Below are 18,299 nucleotides of genomic sequence, written 5' to 3' on the forward strand. Positions count from 1 at the left end.
TATGTTTAATTATGAAATTGGTGGTAATGAGCGGAAAATTGATACCTCAGAAGCTTTCGCAGAAATTGCCCACAACAAAACGCTTTTTGTACAAAAACTTACCGATAACGATCCCATTAAGCCCGAAAAGGTAGAAGGATTAAAAACCGTAAAAGAGGTATTTGAACATTATAAACCAAATGTTAAAGTAGCTTTCGAAAAGCAAGATGGATCTACCGTGGGTGAAACCCTGAACTTTAACGATCTGGGCGATTTCGGCGTGAAAAATATTATCAATCAAAGTAACTACCTCACCAATGTCAATATCGAGAGAGAAATGTCTTTGAATGTAATTAAACAGTTAAAATCGAACAAAACCTTAAAAGCTACGCTTGATGATGAAGAAACTAAAGCGGCATTCATAAGTGCTTTGAAGAACTTTGTTGATGAATTGGAGCAAAATAAATAATCTAAACGCTGAGAAAACATGTCAAATCCTCAAGAATTAAAAACAGACCAAAATACAGCTCAGGCAGGGTTTAAACCTGCAGAAGGCAAAACCATAGAAAAAACATCGCTTAAAGATAACTTAGAAAAACTGGCCAGGGTTGGTGGTTTCGATCTGTTAGAAGCAACTGTTGATGGACTTCAGAATTTAAATCCGGAAAGAAAAGCAAGAAAACAGATTTTCTTAACGGGTGATGAAAAGAAGAAGGAACGTGAAGAGTTGAAAAAGAAAATCCAGCTTTGGATAGATGTGCTTGAGTCTTCCACCTCGGTAGCCAATATGGTTGAAAAAAGCACCGAAAAACTCAATGCTGCAGAAGAAAACTTAAATAAAAACATTGGTACAGCGCTCGAAAGTACAAGAGAACTGGAACAGGCATACCGATCGGTTCACTTATTCTATAAAAACACCGAGTCTGATAAACTGAAAAATGTGGTGCTGTTAAATGCATCGATGGATCAGGTAAAAGATCTCGATAATCCACGTTTTATCGAATACGTAGATGATGAATTAAAACAAAACTACGATCGTTTAGATCTCCGTAAAAATTATTCGTTAATGGTTGTTCCCGGTTATATGGGTTCTAACAAAGTGTTAGAAAGATGGGCTAAAATAGCACATAACAATAAAGCGATGCTGGTAACAGATTTTGCCGATTTAGACCAGCCTGATGATGTACTCGATTTATTTACTGCAGCTAATTTTACAGGTGGCGATGCATTTAGATCGAACGTAATTATGACCTGTAACTGGCTGGTAGGTCGTGGTAAGGTAGCAGAAGTAGGTGAGGAAGATGATCTTACCGTTCCGGGATCGGCCGCTCTTGCAGGTAAAATGTATTACACGTTAATGTCGCAGGTTACCGCAGGTAAAAAACATGGTGCAATAAACGAAGTTGACGGTGTAAAATTCGATTTAAAGAAAAGTGAAATCTCTCATTTAGAGCGCGTAGGTTTAGTGCCAATGGTTAACGAATACGGTAAAGTAATGGCTTTTTCGGCTAAAACCTTGTTCAATGGCGACAATATTGGTTTACAGACTTATTCAGTTGTTCGGGTATTCGATTATATCACCAAAGTTTTGTTCGATTTCCTGAACAGAAGGGCCTTCGAAAACTGGACTTCTAAAACAGAACAGGATTTGCGCAGCCAGATTGTTAAATTTTTGGATGGAATCCAGGGTGCAGATCGTTTAATCGAAAGGTTTAAAATCATGCGTTTTGAGAGAGACGAACTTCAAAAAGACAGAATCCACCTGGATATTCACATCACGCCGTATTTTCCGGCTAAAAGTTTTGTCGTAAAACTCGACGGCCATAAGGGTGAAGATGAGAATACCACCTGGAATACAGAGTACAATCAGCAGTAGTTTTTTGAGCGCTGAAATAAAAACCCAACCTTAGCGTTGGGTTTTTTTATGGGTTATGCATAACACTTAACAAATTCTTTATAATTTTGTAATGCATCGGCCAGATCAGATTAATCAAAAAAAATGAAGCAAGTACTTATCCTGAATGGGGATATTGAAAAAAACGCATCTACAAATTTCCTGATTAACGCGTATAAGCAAGGTGCTGAAAGTGCTGGCGCAACGGTAAGAGAATTGGCCATCATCGACCTGATATTTAACTCGAACAAGCAGTTTAATAACAGGCAAATTGCCGAGTTAGAGCCCGATCTGCAAAAAGCTTTAACCGCAATTAGGCAAAGCAACCATGTGGTACTTTTTTGCCCGGTGTATGTAGATCATATTCCGGCAAAGATTAAAGGTTTTTTCGATCGCTTATTTTTGCCCGACCAGATTTTTACTACCCAGCAACAAAACGTAAACAATAACTTTAGTGGCCGTTCGGCGCGGATTGTGTCTATTTTAGATGAAGCAACCTTTAAAGAATGGAAGGCAAATAAAAAAACAACTTATCTCTCGATTAAAAAAGTAGTTTTCGAAAAATGCAGAATGAGCCCCGTGCTCACCAATACCATTGGCGAATTACATTCTCTGGAAAATCATTACAGCCAAAAATGGGTAGCTAAAATGGAAAAATTTGGAGCGCAGCTCATTTAGTCATTCAAACTAAGGTAAATTTTTGTCCTAAAACACTACAACTTGGGTGAAATAACTACAGTTATGTAAGTTATTCATGGGGATGTTGTATGTGTAACACTAAAATTATCTTAAAACTTATCCACACTTTTTCCACAATAATATTTGTTTAACTAAGCGTTTAGTATGATTTATTGATTTTGCCCTGGTTTTAAAAATAAGATTATTCGCTATAGATGAGCGATATAGGGAGTTGTTGGCCTGATCTTTGGTTAAGACATTCGTGTAGCGGAGGCTACAATAAATCAAATTTTTAACCTTTAAATTTTAAAACTATGGCTTTCAAAGCTAGATTAAATTTTTCGGGCAAGGAGTACGATGTGCTTCATTGTGCCTATGCGTTAAACCGCGATGTAGATGCAAAGGGAAGACCTTCTTCCGGAGTTTACGGCGGTACCATCGACATTGAGATCGAATCAACCGAAGACACCTCAATTATCGAGGCGATGGTAAACAACCAATACAAACCCATTACAGGAACACTTCTGATCAAGAAAACAGAGGAAGATGCCAAAATGAAAGAAGTTAACTTCGAGGATGGCTACATTGTTAAGTATTCCGAAGGAATCAACATTGTAGGCGATCACCCGATGACGCTTAAGTTCCAGATTTCTGCAAGAAAGCTTAAATTAGGAAACGCCGAGCACCTTAACGACTGGCCAAAAGCCTAGAGAAAGGTTGAAGGAAAAAAGGTAGAGGGTGTAAGGTTTAGGGCATGAGGTAAATAAATGCCAAACGCCATGCGCTCCACGTCAACCGTCAACCGCAATTCATTCATTTCAAAACATTTAAACTTACTACAATGGCATTCAAAACCCGTTTAAACTTAGGATCAAAAGAATTTGATGTACTACAGTGCAGCTTTTCATTAAATAGAGATGTTGACGCAAAAGGGCGTCCATCATCAGGTGTTTATGGTGGCACCATCCACATCGAAATCGAATCAACCGAAGATACTTCTGTGATCGAATCGATGGTAAACAACCAGTACAAACCGCTTTCCGGAACCTTGGTGTTCAAAAAAGGCGAAGAAGACGCAAAAATGAAGGAACTGTCGTTCGAAGATGGCTACATCATCCAGTATAACGAGGGTATTGCGGTAAACGACAATACACCTATGACATTAAGTTTTGTGGTATCGGCCCGTAAGCTAAAACTGGGCAACGCAGAACATGAAAACGATTGGCCTAAAGCTTAATCGTAATCAAGTATAAAATAAACAAAAGCGACCGGTTTATGCTGGTCGCTTTAAGTTCATCTCCATTTTCATCATCCTAAAATACTAAATAATGCGTTTAGTCTTACAGTCATTAGCTTAAGGCTATCTCAATCAAATTAAAGCTCAACCATGTCTAACCAGTTCAAATATATTGTCGTAAAAAACGATTACCGCCCAGGTAAAGTATTTGGTTTGGTACAAGCACACAATTTTCATCTGAACATGCCGCCCATAAAAATAAACTCATTTTTATGAGGTGGTCATGCAAAAAAACGCCGCATTAGGCTTAGCTAAGGGCAATTGTTGTGATCAAGATTAATCAATATGGAAAAGAAACTCATAGCAGAAATCAATATAGAGGATAAGGGAATTACTCATTTTGCTTCCTTTAGCCTTCAGCAGGCTTTTAACGAACATCATTATTTCGAGCTGCGTTTTAACCACGATCAAATGGGCGCACCGGGACTGATCAGTTTAGAGGATAGCCGGGATTTTGTAGGCAAAACCTTAACCGCATCTTTTGGTCATTCGCCAGAAGGCATGCAAAATTTTGTTGGACTGGTTTCGAAAGTAGAACTGTCTCAAAGCCATGGTTACCATGGGGTTTTAATTGTAAGTGGCTATAGCCCAACGATTTTGATTGACCGCGGACCAGATCTTGGGTCTTATTTGGATAAAGATTTAAATGAGATCGTAAAACTGGCAACAAAAGATACACCTGCCAATGATTTAAAGGTTGTGGCGAATGCAGCCAGAACCTCATCAATCGATTACATCATTCAATATAGAGAAAGCGATTTTGCTTTTTTGAACCGGCTTTCGGCCGAATACCACGAGTGGTTTTTCTATGATGGTAAGCAGCTTAATTTTGGAAAACCCAACACGCAAAAAGAAATAGCTTTATTTTACGGCAGAGACGTTCAGGAAATGCAATATGCAATGGAAATTGCACCGATTAAAAATAAACGCTTTTCTTATAATCCTAAACAGGATGAGATGCTGCAGAGTGAAAGTACAGGAAGTGTTGATGGTACACCCGATTTATCACATGCCGTTAAAGCCTCGAACCTTACTTTTAGTAAAACATTTAATCAGCCTTCAGCCATCCGGGTTGATAACAATAGCGATATTTCAAATCATGTAGAAAATCAGGAAAAAGCAAATGTGAGTGAGTTGCTAAAGGTAACCGCTAAAGGAGATAATGCAGGTTTAAGCATTGGTGGGATTGCCGAAATTACCATGAGCTTACGCAAAGAACTGGCTTTCACATCAGAAAGTTTAGGCAAATTCCTGATTACCAGTATAAAACATCATATCGATGAAAATGGCAAATACCATAACACCTTTGAGGGGAAAATATCGACCACAGAAAGGATACTGGTAAAAAACTTCGAAAAACCACAACCAGATATGCAGCTTGCCGATGTAATCGATAATAACGATCCAAAAGGCCAGGGGCGTATTAAAGTGAAGTTTAAATGGGAGTGCTTAACCAACGATGTTACAGAGTGGCTGCGCGTAGTTACACCAAGTGCAGGTGTAGGCGATAGAGGAAACAACCGTGGCTATTTTGCCATACCAGAAATTGACGATCAGGTGATGATCGCTTTTGAAGAAGGAAATATTGCAAGGCCAGTGGTAATGGGAAGTGTTTACCACAGTGCCAGTGTAGATAGCAGCCCTTTGATTAAAAACCATTTAAAGAGTATTATTACCAGAAGCGGCCACCTTGTTGAGTTTGATGACGATCCGAATACGCAGGGCATCAAAATTACCGACATACACGAAAATATTATCCATATTGATACCAAGGGTAATAATATTACGATAACAGCACTAGAGAACATGACCTTAAACTGTAAAAATATGCAGATTAATGTGCAGGAGAATATGAATACCAAAGTAGGTAAAAATATTGCTGAAAGCGCAGGTGAAAATATTTCTACAGATGCCGGAAACAACATTAGTCAGATTGCTGGTCGTGATATGCAAATCGTAGCCACGGGAGATATTAAGGAAAGTTCTGATAAACGAATGGAATTTGCAGATCAGGAGATCCGCAGGCAATCTGATAACATGGAAACACTTGCGAATAATGGAATCAGCATTTTTAGTGAAAACGATAAAATGACTTTGCAGAGCAAACAGACTGTAGAGCATAATAGTGCAGAAAAATCGATCTCTTTCTAAAGAAATTATTTATGGCCATTACAAAAAGAGCAAAAAATATTTTCATTACTTCCACCGGCGATTATACTGTAAATACCGGAAGTTTAATAGAAATTGCCAATAAGGTAAATATCGAAGCTAAAAATGACGACTTATCGTTTATAAGCCATAAAACAATCCATATTAATGGTGAAGAGGGAATAAAATACAATAAATATGCGCCATCCGATCTGGTGATAGAAAAAAGTGAGTATAAATTAAAAAGTACTTATGCACACGATCAGCTTTGCATTTTAGCCGACGAAATGGGCGAGAAAATGTTTATGTACTGGGCGCTTTATCTTTTTGGCCACGACATTAAACCAGAAGCCTATAGCAAATTATACCGGGCATTAAGTGATAGAAGTTTTCAGGCTCCCGAAATAATTGTGGTAAAAGGTGCAGTTGGGGGGCACAAAGCAGCATATAGCAATAAACGAAAGCAAATTCTGGTTTCGGAAAATGTTTTAAAAGAGGCTGTGGCGAGCAACGATGGCAAAACAGTACTTTTTGCCGCACTGGTAGAAGAGTATGGTCACCACATTGATAATTTATTGAGAACAGACTTTAGTCCTGAACCAATTGCTGATGATGATATTATCGACGAAGGGGCCAGGTTTGCTTATAACTTTTTCACCTTTAACATATTTGAAGAAAGCAGCATTACTTATGCCGAAGCAGAAACACCTGAGTTTAATGGAAAGCTGGTTGTTGACTTTGCTAAGGAACACGAACAGCTTAAAGCTTTTGTAAACGAAGAGCAACAGTACGATGGTATCCCCTTGGCAGATGTAGAATATTTTGGTGCTGGTTTTCTTGATGCGGCACATGGTTATGGCCATGGCACTATAGAGATGGAAGCACTTGCCGGTAGCAAGAGTAAAATATTTAAAAAAGATGAGGTATTGCAGATTTATTTTGGTAACTGGCTACGCGACTATTCGCAAATGATTGTTGGCGCGACTATTAATGCTTCTGGTACAGCAACTACTGCTAGTAAAAAAGTGGCACCTAATAATACCCTAAAAATGTCGCACCAGGGATGGGTTGAGTTATTGGAGATTTTTGCAGCTAAAGAATTTGTATATGATGTGGCTGTAGAAGAAGCGAAAAGAACCAAAAAGCCCGTCACCGAAAACTATCAGGCACACCTCGATGCCTTCAGAAAAAAGTTTAAAAAGCTTACCAAAGAAATTTTAGGCGTTTACCGCCCCGAAGAACATATTGATAATGCTTTTAAACTTCCGGATGAGAGTAAAGCCATTGATCTGGCCTCGAGCAGCGCCGTTGCATTTACATACCAAACACCTGAAGGAAGTATACAGAAAAAACTGTTTTATGGCCAAAGCAGTTCCAGCCCGATCGATCCTGTACGTAACATGAAAAGCTATATTCATGGTAAAGGATATGATGCCGAAAAATCAAATGCCGTAAATCCATCTGCTGTTACCTATATGAAACAGCAGCTGATACTGGCCTGCCGCAAAGGGAAAAATAATGAGGGTTTTATGCATTTTGGTGCGGCCCTGCACGTACTCGAAGATTATTTCTCGCATTCTAACTTTTTAGAGGTTGCCCTGATCAACAATGGTGCTCCTATGGTTTATCCATGGGTAGAAAATAAGCAGGGTAAACCTGCTAAAGATATTCCGATTGTAACCGGCATTTTCTTGTTAGATGATACCGTGGCCAGTGTGGCGCCAAAAATGGCTGAGGCCATGTTCCCGATAAAACCCAGACCTTACGAAACCCGTAAAAAGGGTGAACGTACCTTTCCCGAAGGTTTTATGTTAACCATGCTCACCAATTTATCCAAATCGCAAAAAGGAGATCATACCCAAAATAACGTAACTTATAAAGGGATTGCCGTTAGCGGTTTGTTAAAAAGCTTAAATCTATGGTTAAATTTTGTCGACTGGAAAGCCGACTTTATGGAGAAAAATAAAAATACTCCACTTGGAAAAGGGATGACAGTTATTGATAAACAGATGAATAGTTTGGGCAATAACCTCGCCTTTGTAATGAATGTTTCTTTTAATATTTTTTTGGATGTTACCGATGATGGGATTAGAATTATACAATCACTATCTTCAGGTTATGGCAGCGATCCTACGCATACGCAGATTGCCAAAGATGACCCGAACCATCCATTGCATAAACTGGCCGCAGAGCTGGCCATTATGGCCGTAAAAGATGTTGGTACCAGGTTTAAAAACGGTGCCAGCGGCGAAGCATTGGCCAAATATGTAGCCGATACTTATTTTGTACATCCTGCCCTGGTGAAGAATGAGTGGATTACTCAGGTAAATGATATACTAAAAAAGTGGAAAGAAAAAAATCCTTTGATTATCAATAAACTTAAATTTCCTACCATTTATCATGAACATGCACCTGCGGTAATGAGGGATATCAAGAAATTTGGAGAGACGGTTGACCAAACCTATAATAATGCCAAAAGAGAATTTGAGGCATTTAAAAAGAATCCTACCGGTTATACCCGCAGGCAGGCGGTTGAAGTGAAAAAAACAATTGTAAGGGGTATAACGGAAATGAACGACCAGATGGCGGATAAAATTAATAAAAACCCAACATTAAAGAAAAGTAACGATTGGTTGCTCGAACAGCGGAAGAAAATGGAAAATACCATCGAAAAGATAAAACACATGACACTCGATTAACCAAGTGTTAAATGAAAATCTAAATTTATCTGTCAAAACAAAATAACGGATAAACTTTTTTCATTTAACAGATAAAACTATGCCAATGAAAAAACTACTTATTATAACCTTATCATTATGTACCACGCTTTTTACCAATTGCCAGCAAATGCCAAATAAAGACTTAGCCACTATCGACCTGAAAAATGCTTTAATTACAATTGACGATTGCGGGGTATTGTACAAAGGAAAAAGATTACCCTTCGGCAAGCCCTTAAAAGAATGGGAAAAAGCATTGGGGCAAAAAAGCAGCAGACCTGAAATTGGCATGTTTGACGATTTGGGCGTTGGTTTAAGTGCAGTTGAAGACGAGACAGATTTTTATATTTTTTTCACCAATCTCGATTCTCCGGAAGGTAAAGCTGGTAAATTAAATTTTGCTGCTAAGTACGAATCTGGCGAGCACATAGCTGCGAGAAATATGGAGGGCGGAAAATCGCTAATAAGCGACGAAAAAATAAAAGAATTCAATAAAGAAAATGAACTGACAAAGAAAGAATTCTTTTATCCATTTAAAACCTATCAAGGGGTGGTAAATATCCAGGGGGCTCCGGTAAAGGGTGATATGGATCTGCAAACCATTAATGCCTATAGGGAGCAAACTGAAAAGCTCGATATTTTTACCTTTTGGGATCGGAATGTAAACAGTAAAGATGAAACCTTAACCACAAAAGGAGAAAGAGGCGAATATTTTCAGATTACTGATAAAAAATGTGGTGGCAAACTATACCGGATAGTACTTTTCTTTACCGATTATAAACTGGAATATATTATGGTTTCCAGTTTATCAAAAAGTGAAATGGAAACCTATGATGAGTTAAGGAAGTAACAGGGTATATAGCTGGAGTAAAAATAGAATACATGAGGTAATGCGTGTTTTATGAAAAACAAAATCACTTTTACAATTTTTTTATTAACGGTATGTTTATTTGCCTGCGCACAGGGAGAAGATGACAGATTGTACCCATTTAGATCGCCTGTTACTGGCAAAGTTGGCTACATGAATAGTGAAGATAAAATTATTGTTCCCGCAATATATTCGGCTGCAATTAAATGTAATTTTTTACCATTGGGCATAGTATCTATAGGTGAACCCAATACCGAAGAAGAAAGAGTTGGTTTAGTGAACTTAAAGGGCGAATTCATATTGGATGTTAAGCTTGGTTACGAATTTATTGGTGTAGGCAATTATGAGGACGGGCTCCTTATGGTCGCTAAAAACAATAAATACGGGTATGTTGATTTACAAAATAAAGTTAAAATCCCTTTGGTATATGAAGATTTGGAGATGTTTATAGATGGAATTGCTGCCGCTAAAAAGAACGGAAAATACGGATTCGTAGATTTAAAAGAAAATGTGGTAATCGATTTTAAATTCGATCATGTAAATTCTTTTTCAGGCGTCCAAAAGGATGGTCAGGAATATGCAGCGGTAGAGGTGAATAAAAAATGGGGGTTTATTAATAAAAAAGGCCAATTCATTATTCCACCAACTTACGATTATGCAAGAAATTTTAATAATGGTACCGTAGAAGTAAGAAATAAAGGCAAAGTTGGAAAAATCGATATAGCTGGGAAAATTATTATCCCTCTTAGTTATGATTATTTAGACGAAGAGGAAGTATCTGGCGAAACCATTATTAAGGCGCGCATTGATGCACAACCGCAATATGAGTTTTTGTATCATACTGATGGAAGATTTATAAAAAAGAGAAAAATGTACTAACTCAAGTTCGTCAAACAAGTTTTTATGATTGATCAAGCAGGAATCCATGAACAAAAGACCCAATTAATCGGGTGCCCAAACCTAGTTTTATTAAAACTTAGGCCACCGCATTTCAGCCGATCGTATGGGGTTTTGATTTCGTTTACAACTGCTGGCCAGGTGACCACCATGAAATATGAAATGATGGTAACTTACGTTAAAACATTGGTAGATGAGCAGGTAAGGATTTTCAGTTTAGAACGATTAAGCCCTGTTTATATTAACGATTTAGCACCTGAAAGCACAGTAGATCAACTGGCTTACGAAACGGGAAAAGTTTTTTACCCCTTACTGGTTCAGGTCGGATTTGATGGGGCATTTATCGGGATTTTTAATCATGATGAAATAAAAAAAAGGTGGGTTGAAACCAAAGAAAAAGTGATGGAGTATTTCACTGGGGAAGAAACTGAAAAATATTTAGCTCAAACAGAGCTGATGATCAATGATGACTTTGCACTTGATATCTGTTTCAGGAACGACTGGTTTATTAACACTTTTTTTGCGCCTATTTATAAATCCTATGGCGAGGGGCGTGAGGTAAAAAATGTCAGACGTTTTGCACTTTCACCAAATGCCACCCCAGAGCACTTTGATGTTATCGAAAATATAGATCCTTTTCTGAATCATTACAATGCGATAGAAATACACCATAAGGGAAAGATAGACCAAACAGAGCTAAATCTTTTTAGCGATGGTGAAGATGGAGAAGGCATTCCTGTTGAAGCTATTTATGAAGCCGATATTGTACTTCAGAAAGAAACAAAGTCAATCGATGCAATTATTGCCAATTGGAGCTGGAGCGATGGTCAACAAAAGTCGATAACATTACGTGTTTTCAATATGTTCGACGAGCCAATTGATGCTGATGGGATTAACGATAACCTAGGTAACAATCTCATGTTTTTGGATAAAACCGAAAGCCGTAATGGAAGTGGTTTTGGATACTTTTTCAAATCTATTTTTAAAAAAACGAATACAACGAGCTAAGCATATGGAAAAACATTTGGTCGTTCACGGAGCAACATGTCTGTGCAATTTTGGCACCGCTCCAGATAACCTGGTTGTGTTAACGCACAAAAAAGAATATGCCAATGATAAAGATGGCGCGAAAAAGTTAATTGCAAGTACTAAAGATATTGGTTCTACATTACAAAAGAATTGTTTTGGTTCTTGCTCAAAGAAGAATAATAGTCCCTGTACCGCAGTAATTACCGAATGGGGTGCTTTTTATGATAAAGTTACATTAACGCACGGTGGCAATCTGTTATTGGAAGATAGTAAAGCAACCTGCCCGGTCGGCGGAAAAGACTGCATAAAAGTGCTAAAACATGGTCAACAGGCTGATGTTAGTGCTCAAAATATGAAAAAGGCAGATCCAAACATTCAGCAGGTATTAAACCCCGCAGGTGTTAGTAATCAATCATCTGCTGGTGAAGGAATTATAGTAACTATAACCAACTAATATGGCTAGAGGAATTAAAAGAATTAGTTGTATACGTGGCCTTTATTATCCTAAATCGAGCAGGCCTAATAGTTTGTATGTAGTAAAACCAGATCAAGGGGTAGTTTTTGCTGTTTCAGAATGGTATCCTGATACGACAGCTGCAGATAAAAAGAAAGATATTACCTGGATCATCCAGACTGCCGATAGGAAAACAATATTGAATCAGATTCTTGCCGCGCCCAATCAAAATTTAAACTTTGTTATTCCTAAAAAGTTATGTGGAAATCTTACCTATTATATCGAAGCAAGTTTAACGGGTAATAGAGATAAAGCAGAAACGGGATTACAAGTGCGGGGTTTATGCACACCGCTGATTGTGTCTTCTAAATGGAGTACGCAAGCTGGTGGCGGAAACATCAAAAACCAGGCAGGCATTATCAAATACGGGCATGTTGTTCATTTAAATTTACAAACAGAAGGCTTAAGTCATAAAAAATTAATCATCGATGTTTACAATAGGATCGGCTTAAAAAGAAAGGATTATGTTGTAGGCACCTATACTAATGTAGATTGTATAGATGGCGAAGTTAATTTAGAAATTAGGAATACTTTCAGTTGGATGGCCCTCGTTAAAAACATTAAAACAGACGAAGATTTTTATGTAATGGTGAAGGACGCGGCAACCAATCAATACATAAAAGATAGTTTGGGGCAAGAATTGCATGCCGTATATCTAAAAGTCAGAAATGAGCCAGTTACCACAGTAATTGATGGGGCCAGAAACAATAAGGTGGCCAAGGTTGGCCAGGCACAACCTAATCCCATCAAATACGAGCAATGTAAATTTAATAAAATTGATGTTAGCGAAGTAGAGATTAAGGATGGTAAAGCTAAATCAGACATTACCAACGTATTTAAGGAAGGTGCAGCCAATTCAAAGGGTAGTGGGGCAATAAGCTACAATACGGTAGCACCAGATCGTACAGTAGGTAAAGATGTCATTGTAGATATAGGGGGATTTAATACGCAGAAATGCGGATCGAAAAAGCACCTTGGAAAAAATGTAATCTTTAGGAACGTTGGTCAGGAACTTGGAAAAGATGATAAATCAATAGTAATTAAAGGACAAAGCACGGTTAAAGAAAAAGTATATTCAGATTTATCTAAATTTAATCTTCTTCCGCTACAATACATCTGGCCAAGTAAAACTACACCCAATCAGTTTTGGTATTACATTAATAGTTGCCGGTATTATGACGAACCAACCAGACCTACAGTTATAGTAAATGTTTATCCAGATATTAAATGGACACTAGAATTTAAATGGAACCACAAAATTGCCTTTGCATATACAGCTGGCAATCAACTCCATCCATATGATATCAATACCGGTGCACGAACTGTACTACTTTCCGAAATGGATCGTACATTTTCAAGAGAAGATGGAGAAATGGCCCAGTCTTTTGAGATGTCGCTGGAGGCCAAATGGAATACTGACAAGCAAAAGCTCGAAGTTGGTAAGGAGTGGGGGGAGAAAATAGCAAAAACGCTAAAAATCTTCAACAAAATGAAGGCTGCTACTGATGTGATTGCTAGATCTCCAGTTAATGGTGGTAAACTGAGCTTTGAAATTAAAGCGCCTGTAATTGCAGCTTCATTGAGTTGGTATGCTGAAAAGCTAGAAGGCAAACCAGATTTAGGCACCAATATAACATTAGGTGTCGAATCAAAACCATTGGTTGAGGCCGAAGGGAAAATAAACCTTTGGAAGATTTTTAGAGAATATGGTCCTAATGCAATATGTCCGGGGGCGGGTACTATTATTAATTTTGTGATAGAACATCTTGAAGGCAATGTTGGCATCAGTTTTATCGTAATATTTACAGGTAGCATAAATGTTAAGGGACAAATACAAGGTAATACCGCAGCTCCAAAGGATACCAAAGGTGAATTAGAAATTATAGGAAAAATACAGGTAACTATCGAATTTAAGGCCTGGGCTAAGGGCGATCTTGGTATGGCAGGCTTTGAAGGTTACCTTACCGCAGATGTAAGCACATTTATTTCTGGCGGGTTAAAAGGAGAAATTAGCAAAGATGGGGTTTTAGGCTACCCCGTTTTAGAATTTGGTGGAATTATTGCAAAATACGTAGCGGTAGGTACGGTGAAATTTGGCATTTTTAAAAGAACCTATTCTAAAGAAGGTAAATATGTAATTGTTGAACCAAATAAGTCTGATTTTAAAAAAAGGTACCTTTTAGGACCTTATGCCGATAAATAAATTAAATAACATGAAGCGAACTATAATTTGTCTATGTATGTCTTTGATCATTCTCGAAGGATGTAATTCACAAACACTCGATTTGGATAAGATAGACTTTAATGATAACCCTCACCTGGAAAAATTAAAAATATCGAAGGTAGAAAACCAAAAGGGACATTGGGTTTTAAACCAATCAGGCAGTGATGTTGGTTTATCCCTTTCGGGTGTAGAAAGTAGTGTGCAATATACGCTGAGGACACCAGAAGAGCTTGCCAGGGTAACTTTTAACAATTTACCATTAGATAACATTGGTGCTAAATTGGTAGCGTACAAAGGTAAATTGGCTTTTGCCAGACTTTCTGTAGATAAAAGCAAAACATTCGACTTATTTAACCACCTTAAACAAATGCTGGGGAAACCAGATCAAACATTTGATAATCTGGCCTATGATAAAAATAACGCTGAGGTTAAGCTACTTGAAACAGGTTTAAAAGGAGATGTTAAAATAGTTAAAGATGAGTATGATGATGAAATGATTGCCTATCCCTATCAAAATGTATGGGTTAAGGGCAACCTGATTTATCAATATACGCTGGTAACGGCAAAAGATTCTTTTTCGAACACCTTGGTTATTATTTCTAAAGAAGCGTTAAATGATAAAATTATATTTGGATATCATAACCCTGAACATGATCCAATTTTAAGTAAATACGCAAAATAAACACGATAATGAGATTTGTTGAGCCTTACTATTTGGTAGATTTTGATATGTCAATCTGCAATTTTGAGATATTGATTAATGATATGCCCGCTTTCAGAAATACTGATGGAGGATCATTAAATTCACATGTGCCGATTAATCAGTTAATATTGGCTTCTGGCATTCAAAGAATAGCCTTTCGCATTCTGCCATTAAAAGGAGAAACAGTTTTAAGGAAAGACAGCTACCTTAAAATTAAAATAAATTTATTTGATGCCAACAGCGGCAACTATGATAATCTTGTTGAGGTATTTAAATATGAAACCCCATCCTTTAAAGAAATACAAAGCATTGCCATTGAGGAGTATGGTAACTTTAAAGCCGATGTGCCTTACCGTTTGGATGGATGGAGCAATTCGCAAAACGTAAAGGAAATAGAAGAAATTGAATCCAGGGCTACGGCTTTCCTTAAAAAAGTTCATCAGCAGATGATTATCAATCCTGGTGCTGTATTCAGTATGTTTGAAAAAAAGTTTTTAGAAGTGGATAAATCCCTTTATTTAAATGATGACAATAAAAAGGGTTGGCAAAATTTACTTACCCAACTAAATAAGGAAAATTTTACCTTGCAACCATTTCCAGCCAATACACATGTAAGGTTATATGGAAACAAGAATGTTTTCGAAGTAGTACGTGCAGATGGTTCGGCAATTATTAGCTATAAAAATGAAGCAAACGATGAGTTTGAATTGCCAATTTATATCTGTCATCAAGCTGGTAAAAGCGATTTTGAAATAATTAGATAAATAGAGTGGTTATTGAAATATGCTAGTGTTGTTAAATATCGCAAAACAAAAACAACCAGATCAAAACACTCAGACATATAATAAATGGTGAAAATTACATTTCGCCATTTGTCTTAAATTTCGTTTCAAAAAGTAACATCTTGCCTAAAAAAGCTACAGTATTTTAAGTTATGTGGTGTAGTGGGAATGAGACGTGCTATTATTTCAAAAAAAATACAATTTTTTTCTTGTCAAAATCTGCGTTCTGATAGTCATGGGGGCAATATTTTAGAATTGATGGAGTGTGTTAGTCGTTATATATGAGTTACATACGCAATAATTGGCTTAATATTTGGTTTATAATTAATGTAGCGGAGGCTACGATAAATCAAATTTTTAACCTTTAAATTTTAAAACTATGGCTTTCAAAGCTAGATTAAATTTTTCGGGCAAGGAGTACGATGTGCTTCATTGTGCCTATGCGTTAAACCGCGATGTAGATGCAAAGGGAAGACCTTCTTCCGGAGTTTACGGCGGTACCATCGACATTGAGATCGAATCAACCGAAGACACCTCAATCATCGAGGCGATGGTAAACAACCAGTACAAACCCATTACAGGAACACTTCTGATCAAGAAAACAGAGGAAGATGCCAAAATGAAAGAAGTTAACTTCGATGATGGCTACATTGTTAAGTATTCCGAAGGAATCAACATTGTGGGCGATCACCCGATGACGCTTAAGTTCCAGATTTCTGCAAGAAAGCTTAAATTAGGAAACGCCGAGCACCTTAACGACTGGCCAAAAGCCTAGAGAAAGGTTGATGGTAGAAAGGTTGAGGGTAGAAAGGTAGAGGGTGTAAGGTGTATATCTCCTCTATGCTATTCGCCAACCGCCATGCGCTAAGCTCCAGGCTCGCAAGAATTCATTCATTTCAAAACATTTAAACTTACTACAATGGCATTCAAAACCCGTTTAAACTTAGGATCAAAAGAATTTGATGTACTACAGTGCAGCTTTTCATTAAATAGAGATGTTGACGCAAAAGGACGTCCATCATCAGGTGTTTATGGTGGCACCATCCACATCGAAATCGAATCAACCGAAGATACTTCTGTGATCGAATCGATGGTAAACAACCAGTACAAACCGCTTTCCGGAACCTTGGTGTTCAAAAAAGGCGAAGAAGACGCAAAAATGAAGGAACTATCTTTCGAAGATGGCTACATCATCCAGTATAACGAGGGTATTGCGGTAAACGACAATACACCTATGACATTAAGTTTTGTGGTATCGGCCCGTAAGCTAAAACTGGGCAACGCAGAACATGAAAACGATTGGCCTAAAGCTTAAAATTTTCAGTAGACCAGGCCATAGATTTCTATGTGTGGCCTGGTCTTATGTTCTTTCCTTTAATCAAATGGAATAGAAACGCAATAAACATTAAATACCCTCCTCATGGCAGATGTATTTGCTTTTAAAATCAATAAAATTATACGGAGGCTAACAAAAAGATATGTGTATATCTTAATATGGGCTCTTTTAGGCATAGGTTTCGCCGCATGCCAGCAAAATAATAAAAAGCAGAGTGTTTTATCAACTACCGTTAATAAAGATTCTTTGGCTTTAGTCAACACAAATAAGCACCTGGAAGGCGAAAAAAATCAAGATCCGCCAAAAGAAATGGTGCATGAGCTTAAAAAGGAAGCAGGGTACATCCTGCTGGTAAATATTACCAGGGTTGACTCTGTTTACAATGCTGAAAAAGTTTTTAGTGCGAAAATATTGAAATCGTTTAAGGGGAAGCTAAAACCTATGGATAGCCTGAAGTATATGGTAATGAGTGACTTAAAATATATTAAATACCCAAATGATACGCTGATTGTTTTTCTCCAGAAGGCTAAATCATCGCTTTCATTTTCCGGAAGCAAGGATGTGTTTTTCTATGCACTCGAAAATGCATCATTTACAAGTACTAAATATCTTGATTCACTTCTAACCAAAAAATAGCATGCCACTTTCATTGCCAAGTTTTACCGATTTAAGGATAAATTACCCCGCAACAAGTAGCGAACTGGTAAAGGCAACAATTGGTGGTGCTGTTAATGCAGCGTACATTACCAATACCTGTGTGGTGAGGATGAGCAGGGCATTTAATTATCTGGGTATTAATAACAAGGTTTTTAGCCTAAGCCTGCCTAGCTGGAAATATACCACAAAACAGGATTTTCTAGCCCAGGAAAAGGTGAAAATCCATGCCATACCCAGTCGATATCCGTATACTAAAAAGTTCGAAACTATTGCTGGAGCTGATCAAAAGCGCTATTGTTTTCGTGTGAGTGAATTTTTCGACTACCTCAACCATAAATATAAAAAACCTGATATTAAAGTGGAAAAAGGAGTTAGAGAGAAATGGATAGCACATCATGATTTAAGGGCGTTTCAAAATAAAATAGACGGCGTATCGGGGATCATCTGCTTTAAAACCCAGTTTAGTGATGCAACTGGCCATTTTACCTTGTGGGATGGCTATAAATGTTTATATCAGGATTATTTCTTAGACCCAAGAACCAGCGGAATTTATTTGTGGATTTGCTAAAAGATCGA

At 37.6% G+C, this 18,299-nt stretch carries 18 protein-coding genes; all 18 read left to right on the top strand.

The genetic code is table 11. The features are described from left to right. Nucleotide 1 precedes the first annotated feature (1 nt). Nucleotides 2–448, top strand: coding sequence for a hypothetical protein (locus CA265_22145; protein ID ARS42210.1), 447 nt, complete (start codon nt 2–4; stop codon nt 446–448). A gap of 18 nt (nt 449–466) precedes the next feature. Next, nucleotides 467–1,855, top strand: a complete 1,389-nt coding sequence (locus CA265_22150; protein ARS42211.1) for a type VI secretion system contractile sheath protein TssC — start codon at nt 467–469, stop codon at nt 1,853–1,855. 123 nt (nt 1,856–1,978) lie between these two features. After that, complete coding sequence (locus CA265_22155; GenBank protein ARS42212.1) at nt 1,979–2,551, top strand: hypothetical protein; 573 nt, start codon at nt 1,979–1,981, stop codon at nt 2,549–2,551. A gap of 314 nt (nt 2,552–2,865) precedes the next feature. Continuing rightward, nucleotides 2,866–3,261: a type VI secretion system needle protein Hcp gene (locus tag CA265_22160; protein ARS42213.1), complete on the top strand. Its 396-nt coding sequence runs from the start codon at nt 2,866–2,868 to the stop codon at nt 3,259–3,261. Nucleotides 3,262–3,392: 131 nt separating this feature from the next. Continuing rightward, the gene (locus CA265_22165; GenBank protein ARS42214.1) at nt 3,393–3,788 is read left to right on the top strand and encodes a type VI secretion system needle protein Hcp; all 396 of its coding nucleotides are present in this window, start codon (nt 3,393–3,395) and stop codon (nt 3,786–3,788) included. 345 nt (nt 3,789–4,133) lie between these two features. Next, complete coding sequence (locus CA265_22170; protein ARS42215.1) at nt 4,134–5,999, top strand: type IV secretion protein Rhs; 1,866 nt, start codon at nt 4,134–4,136, stop codon at nt 5,997–5,999. Between the two features lie 11 nt (nt 6,000–6,010). Then, a complete protein-coding gene (locus tag CA265_22175; GenBank protein ARS42216.1) occupies nt 6,011–8,695 on the top strand; it encodes a hypothetical protein in 2,685 nt (894 codons plus the stop codon). An 85-nt stretch (nt 8,696–8,780) separates the two neighbouring features. Then, complete coding sequence (locus CA265_22180; GenBank protein ARS42217.1) at nt 8,781–9,563, top strand: hypothetical protein; 783 nt, start codon at nt 8,781–8,783, stop codon at nt 9,561–9,563. Between the two features lie 51 nt (nt 9,564–9,614). Continuing rightward, complete coding sequence (locus CA265_22185) at nt 9,615–10,460, top strand: hypothetical protein (protein ARS42218.1); 846 nt, start codon at nt 9,615–9,617, stop codon at nt 10,458–10,460. 168 nt (nt 10,461–10,628) lie between these two features. Beyond that, on the top strand, nt 10,629–11,486 hold the full coding sequence (locus tag CA265_22190) for a hypothetical protein (protein ID ARS42219.1): 858 nt from the start codon (nt 10,629–10,631) through the stop codon (nt 11,484–11,486). A gap of 4 nt (nt 11,487–11,490) precedes the next feature. Further along, nucleotides 11,491–11,961, top strand: coding sequence for a hypothetical protein (locus tag CA265_22195; protein ID ARS42220.1), 471 nt, complete (start codon nt 11,491–11,493; stop codon nt 11,959–11,961). A gap of 1 nt (nt 11,962) precedes the next feature. Continuing rightward, nucleotides 11,963–14,224, top strand: a complete 2,262-nt coding sequence (locus tag CA265_22200) for a hypothetical protein (protein ID ARS42221.1) — start codon at nt 11,963–11,965, stop codon at nt 14,222–14,224. A 37-nt stretch (nt 14,225–14,261) separates the two neighbouring features. Continuing rightward, complete coding sequence (locus tag CA265_22205; protein ID ARS42222.1) at nt 14,262–14,927, top strand: hypothetical protein; 666 nt, start codon at nt 14,262–14,264, stop codon at nt 14,925–14,927. An 8-nt stretch (nt 14,928–14,935) separates the two neighbouring features. After that, a complete protein-coding gene (locus tag CA265_22210; protein ARS42223.1) occupies nt 14,936–15,712 on the top strand; it encodes a hypothetical protein in 777 nt (258 codons plus the stop codon). 397 nt (nt 15,713–16,109) lie between these two features. Continuing rightward, on the top strand, nt 16,110–16,505 hold the full coding sequence (locus tag CA265_22215) for a type VI secretion system needle protein Hcp (GenBank protein ARS42224.1): 396 nt from the start codon (nt 16,110–16,112) through the stop codon (nt 16,503–16,505). A gap of 144 nt (nt 16,506–16,649) precedes the next feature. Further along, a complete protein-coding gene (locus CA265_22220) occupies nt 16,650–17,045 on the top strand; it encodes a type VI secretion system needle protein Hcp (protein ARS42225.1) in 396 nt (131 codons plus the stop codon). Between the two features lie 105 nt (nt 17,046–17,150). Then, on the top strand, nt 17,151–17,702 hold the full coding sequence (locus tag CA265_22225; protein ARS42226.1) for a hypothetical protein: 552 nt from the start codon (nt 17,151–17,153) through the stop codon (nt 17,700–17,702). Nucleotide 17,703: 1 nt separating this feature from the next. Beyond that, the gene (locus tag CA265_22230) at nt 17,704–18,291 is read left to right on the top strand and encodes a hypothetical protein (GenBank protein ID ARS42227.1); all 588 of its coding nucleotides are present in this window, start codon (nt 17,704–17,706) and stop codon (nt 18,289–18,291) included. Nucleotides 18,292–18,299 lie beyond the last annotated feature (8 nt).

The organism is Sphingobacteriaceae bacterium GW460-11-11-14-LB5, assembly GCA_002151545.1.
Taxonomy (GTDB): Bacteria; Bacteroidota; Bacteroidia; order Sphingobacteriales; family Sphingobacteriaceae; genus Pedobacter.

What these genes read in the sequence shown, in the direction of transcription:
- CA265_22145 (ARS42210.1), top strand. Translation starts at nt 2, where the DNA reads ATGTTTAATTATGAAATTGGTGGTAATGAGCGGAAAATTGATACCTCA.
- CA265_22150 (ARS42211.1), top strand. Translation starts at nt 467, where the DNA reads ATGTCAAATCCTCAAGAATTAAAAACAGACCAAAATACAGCTCAGGCA.
- CA265_22155 (ARS42212.1), top strand. Translation starts at nt 1,979, where the DNA reads ATGAAGCAAGTACTTATCCTGAATGGGGATATTGAAAAAAACGCATCT.
- CA265_22160 (ARS42213.1), top strand. Translation starts at nt 2,866, where the DNA reads ATGGCTTTCAAAGCTAGATTAAATTTTTCGGGCAAGGAGTACGATGTG.
- CA265_22165 (ARS42214.1), top strand. Translation starts at nt 3,393, where the DNA reads ATGGCATTCAAAACCCGTTTAAACTTAGGATCAAAAGAATTTGATGTA.
- CA265_22170 (ARS42215.1), top strand. Translation starts at nt 4,134, where the DNA reads ATGGAAAAGAAACTCATAGCAGAAATCAATATAGAGGATAAGGGAATT.
- CA265_22175 (ARS42216.1), top strand. Translation starts at nt 6,011, where the DNA reads ATGGCCATTACAAAAAGAGCAAAAAATATTTTCATTACTTCCACCGGC.
- CA265_22180 (ARS42217.1), top strand. Translation starts at nt 8,781, where the DNA reads ATGAAAAAACTACTTATTATAACCTTATCATTATGTACCACGCTTTTT.
- CA265_22185 (ARS42218.1), top strand. Translation starts at nt 9,615, where the DNA reads ATGAAAAACAAAATCACTTTTACAATTTTTTTATTAACGGTATGTTTA.
- CA265_22190 (ARS42219.1), top strand. Translation starts at nt 10,629, where the DNA reads ATGAAATATGAAATGATGGTAACTTACGTTAAAACATTGGTAGATGAG.
- CA265_22195 (ARS42220.1), top strand. Translation starts at nt 11,491, where the DNA reads ATGGAAAAACATTTGGTCGTTCACGGAGCAACATGTCTGTGCAATTTT.
- CA265_22200 (ARS42221.1), top strand. Translation starts at nt 11,963, where the DNA reads ATGGCTAGAGGAATTAAAAGAATTAGTTGTATACGTGGCCTTTATTAT.
- CA265_22205 (ARS42222.1), top strand. Translation starts at nt 14,262, where the DNA reads ATGTCTTTGATCATTCTCGAAGGATGTAATTCACAAACACTCGATTTG.
- CA265_22210 (ARS42223.1), top strand. Translation starts at nt 14,936, where the DNA reads ATGAGATTTGTTGAGCCTTACTATTTGGTAGATTTTGATATGTCAATC.
- CA265_22215 (ARS42224.1), top strand. Translation starts at nt 16,110, where the DNA reads ATGGCTTTCAAAGCTAGATTAAATTTTTCGGGCAAGGAGTACGATGTG.
- CA265_22220 (ARS42225.1), top strand. Translation starts at nt 16,650, where the DNA reads ATGGCATTCAAAACCCGTTTAAACTTAGGATCAAAAGAATTTGATGTA.
- CA265_22225 (ARS42226.1), top strand. Translation starts at nt 17,151, where the DNA reads ATGGCAGATGTATTTGCTTTTAAAATCAATAAAATTATACGGAGGCTA.
- CA265_22230 (ARS42227.1), top strand. Translation starts at nt 17,704, where the DNA reads ATGCCACTTTCATTGCCAAGTTTTACCGATTTAAGGATAAATTACCCC.